Origin of the sequence: Nocardia sp. NPDC058114, from assembly GCF_042884695.1 — a bacterium.
Classification (GTDB): Bacteria; Actinomycetota; Actinomycetes; order Mycobacteriales; family Mycobacteriaceae; genus Nocardia.
Map to the genome: position 1 here is coordinate 626,177 of NZ_JBHVTK010000003.1, position 11,961 is coordinate 638,137.

An 11,961-nucleotide genomic window follows, 5' to 3' on the forward strand; every position below is an offset into this window, starting at 1 on the left:
GTGAGCGCGGGGCCTGTCTCACGGTTGCTGCAGAACACCCGGGTGCCCTCGGGCTCACTGGTGCAAGCGGTGGGGCCCGTAGCCGTCTAGGCGATCAGTAGAGCGGCGTCGGCACCTGGTCGTCGACGACCTGTAGCAGGTAGTTCGTCAGCAGGCGAATATCACTCGGCGTGTTCTGCAGACCGTTCCATTTCCTCTCGCCGCTCTCGTTGAAGGCCCAGACACCCTTGGTCCACCGGGCAATACTTTCGATCCGTTTCATTGCAATGCCGACGACTTCTGAGTCGACTTCGTCGTACGCCAGATGCTCGGTGAGGTGATCCATTACGAAACCTATGGACTGGATGCCCACACCGTGCGTGAGCCGAGAGTGGCGGGGGTCGAGCTTCCAAGCCTCGGGGAAAGTGTCTCGGACCAAACCCCAGAAGGTGTTGAGGTGCGCGAGCATCTTGTCGATATCGCCGGTCCCGTCTGCAGGATTGCGGTACTGATAGAGAGCGCCGTCGTACAAGCTGTGCTCGATCATCTTCAGAACGCTGTTGTCCTTGATGTACCCGTCGGGAGCGGTCGGCGTAGCGATGATCCGATAGAACGGGCCCCGGATCGTGCCGTTGAGCCGGGTCATGATCTCAGCCGGGAGCTGCCGCCGAGCGTATACAGGGGGGAGATGCCCCGTGGTGTCCGGAAGCAACTCGTTGACCAAGCCTTTGGGCAGCGGCTTCGTGTTGTTCACGAGAATGAACTGCGAGCGTTGCTCTGCCTCGTTATCGGCAATGAATGCCACTGCGGCCACGGGAAACTCGCCGATATCGGCATCCCGGATCGCCGCACTGCGCTGCTGTCCGTCCACCAGCCACGCCGGCTTGTCCTGTTCAGCGAGCGTCTGGTCGATCGGGACCACCAACTCACCGGGTGTGGAGTAGTGGACAGCCTGCGACAAACCTGCTGAGGGCTCGAAACTGACTCGGTTGTCGAACGCGAGGACCACCGCGTTCGGAAGCATCGCTTCATCCGATTCGAGATAGCGCTTGATTGCTCGAATATGACTCGCAACCTCAGGACGCTGGTACCCGTGAAGGGCTTCCTCGGCGCCGCGGCGAATACGGGAAACTGCTGCGAATTCATGAAGCCGCTTGCCGTCCACTGCAAAGCAGTAAATGCGACGGTTCCCCTGCCGGACCTCCAGCGCGGGAAGGCGAAGCGTGTAGCGGTCGGCCATTATCTCTCCTTGATGGACGGTCGGACGGCGATATTGTGCATTCTCTCACTGAGCACCGACAGGTTGTGAAATCCTCGACTCTTGTTACGCTCGGTGCCGCGGAAAATGACAATCTCTATCCCGTGCTTCTGGCAGAGTTCGCATCTACAGGACTTCCACGGCTTCGCTTCGAGTGTTCGCCGATACCCCGGAATTCGTGACTTCTTTTTCGGGTCGACAAGCGGCTCGTAGTCGGCAAGTGCCGACAAAACTTGCTCCACCGATGTTGCGCCCTTATCGAATGCTCGCAATTGCTTGAGGCACTCACGCTCGGCGGCCTTCACCGTGTTCTGACAGACGGCGCCGGAGAGTATTCGGCGCTTGAGTGCAGGATTTCCGTCCGACTGCTGGACCCGAATAGCCGGGAAGGTCTCGTCCGCTGTATGGTAGTTGTCGCGGTCGTCCATGAATGCTTGTTTGAATGGTGACGTGCTATCGAAACTCGTCACACCCAGCCGGGCGAATTCTTCCATCGACGTCACCCGCGTGATTCCCAGCAGATGGAACTCGGTCCGCGGGTCACGAATTCCGTCGACCTCCTTTAGGCAAGCGAGGATCTCGGCGGTCTTCAAAGGCACCATGCCTCCCAGCGCAATCCTCTGGTAGCCCATCTCCTGAAGACGCTGCACACTGTCGGCGTAACTTGCTGGACTCCAGCCCTGCGCGGATCCTACCGGCTCGATCTTTCTGCCCCGCGACTCGACGCCTGCCAGGAATTTCTCGGCGTAACCGAGAGATATCTGTCGACGTTCCACCCACGCTGGGTTTACGTCGGCATCGGAAATATCAGGGTCGTAGCCGAAGATGATGTGATCGATGCTGATCCCGGCGTCGAATCCGCAGCCTTCGTAGAAGTCCAGGACCTCGTCTACGGTGTACGGGGGAAGTTCTTCGTTGATATAGTTGAAGGCTCCGCAGTCGCCGAGCGATTTAACATCATCGGGCAGGCGGAAATACTTCTTTATGCCAAGGCGGTACAAGCGTTCCCGTTGCGGCATCGAATATTTTCCGGCACCTTTGATCGAGCCATCCACGATGGCCTTGCTGACCAATATTCCATCGTAGGGCGCCGGGCTCAGCACCTCGTGGGCATATTTGTCGTCCCGCTGACGCACCCGGAAGGGAGAGTACTCATCGTTAATGAAGTCATAGGTTGGGCTGACCATGTCCTGACTGTCAGGAAAGAAGAACTTCACATGAGTTCCCTACGTGTCGAGTGATAGGTGCGAATTAGATAGTTGGAGAGTTCATGAACATGCTTCGGCACGTTCTCGATCTCATTCCAGCTGTGCCCGAGATCATTCCAGGTACCTGTGGTCCAGTGGCAATGAGGAACGACAAGAGCAAGATGCTGGCGTATCCGTTCGGGAGCATCCTCCCGCAATGGATCTACTGTTCCCAGGATTCGGTCCATGAGACGGCCCATCGAACGGATCCCGGCTCCATGCATGAGCCGACTTTTCTCCGGGGGCTTTCCCCAGGCTTCTGGAAAAATGTCGCGAACGGCTGACCAATAGATAATCAACGCTTTGATGATGCTGTCAAAGTCGGTTTCGCCTCGCCCGATATCCCTGTACGGGTACAAGCAACCCGAAGACGATGTAAGGCTCTCCTGAATCATTTCCACGATCCCGGTGTCGGTGACAACCGCGTGGGTCGGCCTGTTACCAGACATCGAGGCACGCTTGATCATGCCCAGGAAAGGCGAGGACTTGTCTGTGTTCAGGACATCGCAAAGCTTTGATGGTGCCTGACGGATTGCGAGACGGGCCGGGAGCGGGCTGTCCACCTCAGGCAGCAGTTCGGTGACCAGTCCTCGTGGAAGAGGCTTTGTATTGTTGATACGGACGAACTGGTCACGCTGGAGATTGACCGTGTCGGCAACAAACGCCGTGATGGGAACAGGAAAGTCCTTGCGCTGGGCATGAGAGAGCGCCAACGCTCGCTGCTGACCGTCGACGATCCAGGCTGGTTTTGTCTTGCCCGGCTCCGGCAACGGGATGGTAAGCCTGCCAGTATCGGAGATCCCGTCGTCAGGATGACGGTTGCCGCCTCGGGTGCTCCTGAACACAACCTCCGGGGACAACGCCATGATGATCGGGTTCGGGAAGATCGGGACGTCACTATCCAGGTACTCCACAATCTCCTGGATGTGCTTGCGGACCTGAGGTCGCTGATAGCCGATCAGCTTGCCGGCGTCATCACGACTGACACGGGATATGTCAGCGAAATCCAGGATCTCGTCCGCTCGCAGCATGAAAACATAGAGCGGATAGTCCTTGGCCTGAACGATCCGGAGCGCGCGGACCTCCCGCGTCGGGGTGGCTCTGGGTGACGCCATCAGAACAACACCCCCCTGGCTACTTCTTCAGTGAAGAGCGCCTTGAAACGAGCCTGCTCACACGACAGGCCCGAATTCCTCAGCAACCGCAGCAGTTTCGTCGCAGATGTCGGTCCGCCGGTGATGTGCGCTCGGATGAATGAGCGAACGTCCTCATCGACAAGTTTCACGCCGGCCGGTTTCCGGCCTGCATCCGCGGGCGCAGCTGCGGTGGCATCGGAGATCAGCTTGGTGAGCAGCGATCGGCGTAGCGACATGCCGGACTCACGTGCTGTGCGCAGAACGTGTTCAGCAGCACGTACATTCAGCGACTGCAGGCTACCGCCAACTGTTGGTCGCAGAGCCGCAGTTACGGGCACAATCAGGTCGGCGATCTCGAGGCAGTTCCCCGGCGGTCCGAACACCGCGATGTTCTCGGCGTCCGTCAACCGCGTCGCCGCGTCCTTGAGGTCCTGGGAACACGCCCGCAGATATGCATCCGACATGACGGCGACGATCACCGAACTGGGGTCTCGCTCTGCCAGTGCCGCGAAGGACCGAGGTTCACCGTCGCACGGTCCTGCCCATCTCGACAACTCGTCCCACCAACGCCGTGCAGCATCGGAAGTCGTTGCTACGGAGTCAGGTTGGCCGCCAGCGAAGGTTGCCGCGTAGGGGTGAATCCGAGCAGCAGCGGGGATCAGGCCGTAGCCTGCCGAACTGACCCACAGGGCGGCGGATGACCCAACCGCCTCGGGCAGATTCCTGGCGACCTGCCAGTGCTCGCCCGCATACATGTCCGTCGCGGCAATCGTCGGTGAACCTGCAGAGAGGCGCTCGAGCCATGCAGCGCAGCGCTTCTCCGGTGTTTTGACGTTCAGGTTTTGAAGTCGATAGTGTTGCGGCGCAACCTGGCGCTTACGGTTCGAGCACGTCACCACGATGTGAATGGCCCGGTCCCGCGGGTCTGCGAGGTTGTCCATGTCTAGATGCTGCCAGCCGTGCTGGTCCAGGTGAGTTCGGCGAAGGCCGCGTGGTTATGAATGCTCTCGTCGTTGACAGCCCGGACACGGTAGGCCCCGATACGATTCGAGTCCGCGAGCGACTGAGCAACGTTGCGGACCATGTCTTCGACGAAGACGGGATTGTCGTATCCCGCCATCGTCACGTGGCGCTCGTCAGGCCGTTTGAGCAACGCATAGACCGGCGATGACCCGGCGCCCTCGGCGATGTCGATTAGTTCATCGAACCAGAGGTCGGTCGGATGGTTGGCGGGGCGGACATCGATGGTGATCCAGCCTCGCTGGTTGTGCGCACCTCGATCGCTGATCGCCTTACTGCACGGACAGACGCTCGTGACCGGGACCACGACCTGCAGGGCGAGGCTGCTGCTGTCACGTTCACTGACTGCCGAAACGGCACAGTTGTACTCGACAAAAGCCGGCGCACCCGTGACAGGAGCCGATCGCTCGAGGAAGTAGGGAAAGGCCATGTGCACACGCGCACGAGCGCTTCCCATGCGTTGACGAAGGTCATCGGCGATACCGATGGCGCTCTCCGCGCCCAGTTGCTCACGCCAACTGTGGAGTACCTCGATGAAGCGGCTGAGATGTGCGCCTTTGACCCCGGCTTCAAGGCTCACCGACATGTTCGCGGTGGCCACGGTCTCTCGCTTGTCTCCCTGCCCGTTCGAGATCAGTACCGGGTAGCGAAGGCCCTCGATACCTACTTCATCGAGTGGGATGCCTCGTACATCGGCGGCAGCCTGTACGTCCTGGAGCATCAGTCCTCCCCACGGTAGATGCAACCAGACGTGCACGTCTCGCGCACTTGGATTGCAGCCAAAGGCAATTGGTCGACCAGGCGCGTCCAAATCCACCGCGCGAGCACCTCGCTGGTGGGGTTCTCCAGCCCCTCGATGTCGTTGAGGTAGTAGTGATCGAGTTGTGCCTCGATCGGCTTGAAAGCGGCTTTGAGGTCGCCGAAATCCATGAACCAGCCCGAGTCGGGGTCGATGTCACCCCGTAGATGAACCTGCACTCGGTAGCTGTGACCGTGCAGGCGGGCGCACTTGTGGCCCTCGGGCACGTTCGGAAGCCGGTGTGCTGCTTCGAACGTGAACTCGCGGAATATCTCGATCAACGGATCCCCAATGTCTTGTGCGTCTGGATGCTCAACTGCCACTGCGGGTGCTCGAGGCAATAGTCAATCGCTGCCTGAGTGCTGGACACCAGGTCGGGGCCATCCATCGGCTGTAGCAGGAAGCGAGTGAAATCGAGGTGTTCGAATTGTTCTGGCTGCGCATCCTTCTGGGGGTAGACCAACTTCAGGTCGTCGCCCGAGGTCAGTACGACCTCGGCGCCCGCTTTGGGGCTCACGCACACCCAGTCAATTCCGGCAGGGGCTCGGCGAGTGCCGTTCGTCTCGATCGCGACTTCGAATCCCTCTGCGTGCAGAGCGTCTACCGCAGCCTGGTCCAACTGCAGCAAGGGCTCACCGCCAGTGCAGACGACATAGGGGCGGCTGCGCGGATGGGGACGTCCCTCCCAGGTCTTCGCTACTGCCGCCGCAAGGTCTGGAGCGGTCCGAAAACGTCCTCCGCCAGGCCCGTCCGTGCCGACGAAGTCGGTGTCACAGAATTGGCAGACAGCTCGATGCCGATCCTTCTCCAGCCCAGTCCAAAGATTGCAACTCGTGAATCGGCAGAACACCGACGGTCGCCCAGCGTGGCTTCCTTCGCCTTGAAGAGTGTAGAAGATCTCCTTCACCCGATACATACGCCGGATCAGGCCTTGAGAGAGGTGAAGGAGGGATCGACCAAGCCGAGTTCAGCGAAGCCGCGGCCCCGCAACAGGCACGAGTCGCAGGTTTCACAGGCGCGTCCGTCGACGGGGTCGTAGCAACTATGGGTCCAGGCGTAATCCACGCCAAGTTCAAGACCTCGCTCGATCGTCTGCGCCTTCGTCAGGTCGATCAGCGGAGTGTGGATCTTGAGCAGTTGCGTGCCCTCGACGCCGGCCTTCGTGGCTAGGTTGGCCATGCGCTCATAGGCCTCGATGTACTCGGGTCGGCAGTCAGGGTAGCCGCTGTAGTCGAGTGCGTTCACGCCGATGAAAACGTCGGAGGATCCAAGGGTCTCTGCCCAGGCAAGGGCAAAGGAGAGGAAGACCGTATTGCGCGCTGGCACATAGGTAATCGGGATACTGGAGTCCATGTCGTCAACATGGTCATAGTGCGGCACGTCGAGAGCATGGTCAGTCAATGCAGAGCCGCCGAAGACAGCCAGGTTGATGTCGGCTATCACGTGCTGTGCAGCGCCCAACTTCGCCGCGACGAGCTTCGCGGCCTCGAGTTCCTCCGTGTGCCGCTGCCCGTACCGGAAACTAAGCGCGTAAGTCTCGTACCCTTTCTGGTGAGCTATCGCGAGGACCGTCGTCGAGTCGAGCCCGCCACTGAGCAGGACGACGGCCTTGCGCTTATCTGTGGTCACTGCGTCTTCCCATCGCTTGGAACTAGAGGAAACTGCTTCGTCATTCGCCACCTGGTGAGCGTAGTTTTCAAGGACGGCTGCTGCAACATCCCCACGGCCTCCAGGCTGCCCTGAGCCAGGGGATCGGTGAGCCGGTCGCGGCACAGTAGCAGGGCGGCGGTCCGACTAGCGCTGCCGTCGATAGCCAGCATGAGCAGGCCCACCACCCCAAGAGCGAAGCAGCTACCTCCCTCTTGGCCTGTGCATACTTTGTAAAGAGTGGCGATCGCAGGGAGGTTTCGGGGGAAACTGATCTCAAGACGTCTGGTGGGAAGAAGCAGTTACTCGACATGTCGCCACCTTGAAAACTGTTCGATCCACCAGACCTGGAGGCGCAACCTTGACCCGAGTGGCCAATGGCAGAGCGTTCCGCCGGGCGCACGGCATACCCGAGGGGGCAGACACCGCACGGCGAGCGCTGTGAACCGCCCGTGACCTGGGCAATATACGTCGGTGCATTTCGGGCACACATTGATGGGCCGACTGCGGCCCTCTGGCGAGTCCCCGATAACTCGCCGCTTCGGACTGGTCCGCTGCACCGGTTGGCAGATGTCGAACAGCTCACATGTGACCGAGTGGACTGGAACGATCGGTCTCGTCTGATACACCGACTCGGGGTAAACCGCCGGTCGAGTGCGAGTTGACTACTATGCGAACATGTTCCAGCAGCGTGTTGGAGACAGATAACGGTGTGCGCAGCAAACGCGTGGCGATTCAGTCTCGAGGGCGGTGGGCATTCTGAAGCCACGTACAACGGCCGGTTCCGGACCTGCTCTTGTCGTTCGCCGTCGCCGTCGCCGTCGCCGTCGCCGTCGCCGTCGCCGTCGCCGTCGCCGTCGCCGTCGCCGTCGCCGTCGCTGTGTGAGTGTTGGCTGGTCATTGCGTGGTTGAGGACATCGGCGGTAATGCGGGCCGACAGTCCGGCGTCGTCGAGGATCGTGGCGACGGCATGGCGGAAGCTGTGCGCGGTCATGTCTTCGGCGAACCCGAGGGCTGCCCGGACACGCTGCCAGGCGTGGCCGACGTTCTGTGGATCGCGCAATGTCCATACCGCGGAAAGGAATACGAGGTCGAGTTCTACTGTCCCGGGTTTCGGCGGTGAGGTGTGTCGGCGTGCTGTCATCGTGGTTTTGCGGTGCCCGAGCATTTCCACGGCGAACTCGGGTAGTGCGATGGTGCCGGTGTGGTTTTTCGAATCGGCGTCGGCGGTGACTCGGACAAGACCTTTGCCCGCCACCCGGACGACCTTGCCGGTGGGACGAAGTGTGCGTTCCGCGAGGTCGATGTCGGTCCACACAAGTCCGAGCATCTGGGATCGGCGAAGTCCGGGCGGCGTAGAGGGTGATCACGTCGGCGAGGTCGGCGCCTTTACAGTATTCGGCGACGGTGGGTGGGGTGTAGGCGTTGACCGGTGTGGTGCGTTCGGCTTTGTCGAGTTTGCGTGGACAGGGGATCGCTTAGGTCCGCACGGCGGCGAGGATGAATCGGAGTTCATCGATCGTCAGGATTCCGGCGCCGCCGGTGCGGCCTTTGGCTTCGATGTTGTCTGGCAACTCTGCCTCGCGGACCGGGTTGGACTGGAGAGCAGTCTGCCGGACAGCGAAACGAAACATTCCCGAGAGCACGGTGCGGGCTGTTCGCATGTTGGACGGGCCTCGGGTGTTGCCGACCTCGGTCAGGAAGGCCTCCAGGGTCGAGGTATTGACTTCGAACAGTCGACGGCCGTCGAACGCGGTGTCGAACATCTTGGCGAGCTTGCTGTAGCGGCTGATCGTGGCGTCGGCTCGGTTCAGGTCGACGAGGTGGTCTCGGTGAGATCGACGGCAGCGGCCAGAACGGTGTCGCGGGCGCGTTTGCCCGTGTGGTCAGGGATCCGGCGTCCGCGTGAGTCGTACCTGATTGGGGAGACTCGCGTCATGTCACGGCGTGTTCCGGAGGAATCGCGGACGAGCACGCGTGCTTTCCAGTGACCAGGGGTGAGTTCGGTGAGCATGAGTTTGCCGGGAACCCCAAGCGGGCGTGGTGGTCTGCCTCGACTCATCGGAACCGCCCAATGGTGAGGTGTCGTCGAGGAGCGCTGCTCCGGCGCTGAGCGGATCTATGTCTCACCGGAATCGTTGTCGACCTGGACCCGACTGGGCTCCGACAAGGATTGAACGCAGTTTTCGGCGACCTCGTCGTACCTCCACTCCTGGACGCGTCGTCGCTGCGCATACTCTGCGCAAGGGGCAGCACGATCGGGGACGGTGGCTCGACGGACTCGGTCAGGTCATCGCGTGCCTCGGTGTCGGAACTCGCACGTTGGGTGCTGGGTGTAGCGAGCCGAGATCGGAGGTAGTCGCCGAGCGCTGGTGAGCCGGCGAGTTGCTCGGCCGGCACGGCGTCGTGTAACAGCATCGGGCTCCTTTGCTTACCCGACCGGTGGCTCTTCTCTCTCCACGAAACCGCAATTCGGCGGACTTCGCCACCAGGCTCGTCCGTCACCGCGGCATCGATGGTGCGGCGGGAAGGTCCAGTGGCTGGTGGGAGGTGGACTTTTTCGGAGGCTGGCGACGCCGTTGAGCGGACATGGCGCTGTTTGTACTCCCTTCTATGTCACCACTAATTCGGCTGAACGGCCCGTTGTCCATCGTTGCCGAGAGTTGCCGCAGCGAGAGTGTTTGACCAGATAAAAGGGCTAATCTGTTGTCCGGCTTGTTGTTCAGAGTTGTTCATGGTAGCAGGTGTCACCTGCATCGAGAAGGTCAGGGTTCGATTCCCCTTAGCTCCACAGTATGCGCAGTTCAGGCGGGGTTTCCGAGATCGAATTCGGACCCGGCCTGACTTGTTTTCCCAGGCGACTCACAACTAATTCGTCTGGTGGTGCGTTCGGCCCCTTGTCGGGTTGATAGGTGCGTCGGCACGTGGCATGTTCCATGCGAGGATGAATCGTAAAGCTGGTCCTGGCACCTGAGCGGGCTGGGTCGGCAGCGAGAGACCCGTCCTGAACGGAAAGCAGCGTCTGCCGAGATTGTGCGAGAGCTGCTGCGGGCCAGTGCTGCAACGGCACTCTGGGGTCGGCCCAGTGGGTCGCCCCGTCGGCAATAGTGGCTGAGTCGGGCTTTGATGCTGGCGTCGTCGTCGCCAGCGGTACCAGGCCCAGATGCGGTCGGGCCGTGCGCGTCGGCCCCGACCGACAGCCGCTGCCGCGAGCCGGCCGTGATCACCGCAGATGCCGCTCACTGCTGCCGAGAAACCGCCACTCGGCGGTCACCATCGAGTCCGGGCCCTGGTTGCGCGGGCGTCGGCGCATCGAGAATTCTGCGCACTGGGTGCGTGAGGTGGTCTTCGACGAGGACCGCTACCCTGGGCGCGATACCGGCCGTACCAGTCTGTCAGATGATCGGTCCGGCCGTGCACATTCCCAATCTGGCAGCAATGCAACAGAATTCGCCGAGGGAGTGCCAGGCATGAATGCTGCGGCGAAATCAGTGCACCAGGGATGCAATGTGGAAGAACAATTCATGAAGAAATATCCTGGAGTGAAAGTGAAGGTGACCTATGGCGCGTGAAGATAGTAACCACGACATAGAGACCTTCGGTCGTGAGTTGATAGAGTCCGGATTTGCAACGAGCGACTCGATCATAGGATGCGACTCGGCGGAGATCGCGCAGGTCCACTCCGTCGCGCCCGAAGGCTTTGCTATCCCTGATGAGTATCAGGCGTTTCTTGAATACATGGGAAAGAAGGCTGGTACGCTCTTCAAAGGAACTGACCTGTTCTTCCCGCGGATGCTGGATGCCGTAGAGGCCGCCGAAGACGTCGCTGGTAAGGGGCTAACGTTGGATGGCCAGTTCTTCTTCGGTCATCACCAAGGTTATAAAGTCTATTTCTTTAAGCGCGGATCTCGTGCAGTCTATGCCTATCAGGAGGGTTCTTCCGAGGAGCAAAAGCTTGCCGATGGGTTCATTGAATTCCTTCGGCAGTCCTGGCGTATCCAGCAGAAGACTCGCGAATCTACGGAAGCGATGCGTAGGGAGAGAAATCAAATGTAGGGTGCCATGAGGGAAATCGCAAAGTACTATTAACGGGGTCCGCACCGCTCGGTCACTCAAACCGCGGGATGCGCGCCGACAACAAACCGCGGCCGAACCTTGCCCAGGTAATGTTCGAGCACCCCGACCCCCAGTCTGTTTTCGGCACGATGAACACCGTCCGCCGTGGAATAGTGGGCGCTGCGGACGCCTCGAACTCGTTGATGTGCACGCCACCGTTGTCCGCGTGCAGAGTCTGTATCGGCGCCCGATCGAATAGCTCCGGACACGTTGCCTGCCAGCCGTAGCGGGGCCGCAGATGAAGTCGCGGAACATCCGCAGCGAGCTCTGATGCTGCCGTGCCATCGACACGCCGAACCCTGCAGTGCCCGCCTGAGTCGGCTCACGCTGTCTCCGATGCCGTGTTCGCGCCGGCTCATCTGGGTGAGTCTGACGACGCTGTCTTTCGAGCCGGAGACGGAAGGCGGCCTGTGCAGCGTCGGCTACTCGACAGAACATCGCGTCGACCCGCGGATCGTGGTCGGCCTACTCGTCGACCGACACGGGTTCCCTCTCGAAATCGGTTGCTGGGAAGCAGCAAGGCAGAGAAGCACGCGATCGGACCGATCATCGCCCAGTTCCGGGCTCGGCACCGCATCGAGAGCATCGTCGTGGTCGCCGATGCCGACATGCTGTCGGCAGAGGGCCTGACCGCGCTCGACAACGCTGATATGCCGTTCATCGTGGACTCGCGCTGTCGAGAGTTGTCGTATCAGGCACGTTCGTCGAGGTAGAAGGCATAGCCTGATGTCCAGAAGGGCCCGGTCACTGACCGGGCCC

Annotated in this window: 12 protein-coding genes and 1 pseudogene; 3 read left to right on the forward strand and 10 right to left on the reverse strand. The window is 60.8% G+C overall.

The window, feature by feature from the left end:
* Positions 1 to 94 precede the first annotated feature (94 nt).
* The 10 genes and pseudogenes from dbpB (ACFVVI_RS15290) to ACFVVI_RS15335 form a co-directional block, all read right to left on the reverse strand.
* Entirely contained in the window at positions 95 to 1,219 is a 1,125-nt protein-coding gene (gene dbpB / locus ACFVVI_RS15290) for a DGQHR domain-containing protein DpdB (RefSeq protein ID WP_387445808.1), read from the reverse strand.
* Positions 1,219 to 2,454 (reverse strand): tRNA-guanine transglycosylase DpdA, encoded by a 1,236-nt coding sequence (dpdA, locus tag ACFVVI_RS15295; protein WP_387445809.1) that lies wholly within the window; start codon positions 2,452 to 2,454, stop codon positions 1,219 to 1,221. Before dpdA ends, dbpB (ACFVVI_RS15290) begins: the two co-directional genes overlap by 1 nt.
* Positions 2,451 to 3,599: a DGQHR domain-containing protein DpdB gene (dbpB, locus tag ACFVVI_RS15300; protein WP_387445810.1), complete on the reverse strand. Its 1,149-nt coding sequence runs from the start codon at positions 3,597 to 3,599 to the stop codon at positions 2,451 to 2,453. The genes dpdA and dbpB (ACFVVI_RS15300) overlap by 4 nt, the downstream gene beginning before the upstream one ends.
* The gene (locus tag ACFVVI_RS15305) at positions 3,599 to 4,561 is read right to left on the reverse strand and encodes a hypothetical protein (RefSeq protein ID WP_387445811.1); all 963 of its coding nucleotides are present in this window, start codon (positions 4,559 to 4,561) and stop codon (positions 3,599 to 3,601) included. The genes dbpB (ACFVVI_RS15300) and ACFVVI_RS15305 overlap by 1 nt, the downstream gene beginning before the upstream one ends.
* Before the next feature lie 2 nt (positions 4,562 to 4,563).
* Complete coding sequence (gene folE2, locus ACFVVI_RS15310; protein ID WP_387445812.1) at positions 4,564 to 5,361, reverse strand: GTP cyclohydrolase FolE2; 798 nt, start codon at positions 5,359 to 5,361, stop codon at positions 4,564 to 4,566.
* Entirely contained in the window at positions 5,361 to 5,717 is a 357-nt protein-coding gene (gene queD, locus ACFVVI_RS15315) for a 6-carboxytetrahydropterin synthase QueD (RefSeq protein ID WP_387445893.1), read from the reverse strand. Before queD ends, folE2 begins: the two co-directional genes overlap by 1 nt.
* Entirely contained in the window at positions 5,717 to 6,355 is a 639-nt protein-coding gene (queE, locus tag ACFVVI_RS15320) for a 7-carboxy-7-deazaguanine synthase (protein WP_387445813.1), read from the reverse strand. The genes queD and queE overlap by 1 nt, the downstream gene beginning before the upstream one ends.
* A gap of 8 nt (positions 6,356 to 6,363) precedes the next feature.
* Complete coding sequence (gene queC / locus ACFVVI_RS15325) at positions 6,364 to 7,068, reverse strand: 7-cyano-7-deazaguanine synthase QueC (protein ID WP_387445814.1); 705 nt, start codon at positions 7,066 to 7,068, stop codon at positions 6,364 to 6,366.
* A gap of 973 nt (positions 7,069 to 8,041) precedes the next feature.
* Positions 8,042 to 8,416, reverse strand: a pseudogene (locus ACFVVI_RS15330) (site-specific integrase); the annotation flags it as partial.
* Between the two features lie 148 nt (positions 8,417 to 8,564).
* Positions 8,565 to 8,852: a hypothetical protein gene (locus ACFVVI_RS15335; protein ID WP_387445815.1), complete on the reverse strand. Its 288-nt coding sequence runs from the start codon at positions 8,850 to 8,852 to the stop codon at positions 8,565 to 8,567.
* 1,575 nt (positions 8,853 to 10,427) lie between these two features.
* On the opposite strand from ACFVVI_RS15335, the gene ACFVVI_RS15340 reads away from it, so the two are divergent.
* The 3 genes from ACFVVI_RS15340 to ACFVVI_RS15350 all read left to right on the forward strand — a co-directional run bounded on the left by ACFVVI_RS15340 (position 10,428) and on the right by ACFVVI_RS15350 (position 11,915).
* Entirely contained in the window at positions 10,428 to 10,658 is a 231-nt protein-coding gene (locus ACFVVI_RS15340; RefSeq protein ID WP_387445816.1) for a hypothetical protein, read from the forward strand.
* A complete protein-coding gene (locus ACFVVI_RS15345) occupies positions 10,648 to 11,142 on the forward strand; it encodes an SMI1/KNR4 family protein (protein WP_387445817.1) in 495 nt (164 codons plus the stop codon). Before ACFVVI_RS15340 ends, ACFVVI_RS15345 begins: the two co-directional genes overlap by 11 nt.
* A gap of 563 nt (positions 11,143 to 11,705) precedes the next feature.
* Positions 11,706 to 11,915, forward strand: coding sequence for a hypothetical protein (locus ACFVVI_RS15350; protein WP_387445818.1), 210 nt, complete (start codon positions 11,706 to 11,708; stop codon positions 11,913 to 11,915).
* Positions 11,916 to 11,961 lie beyond the last annotated feature (46 nt).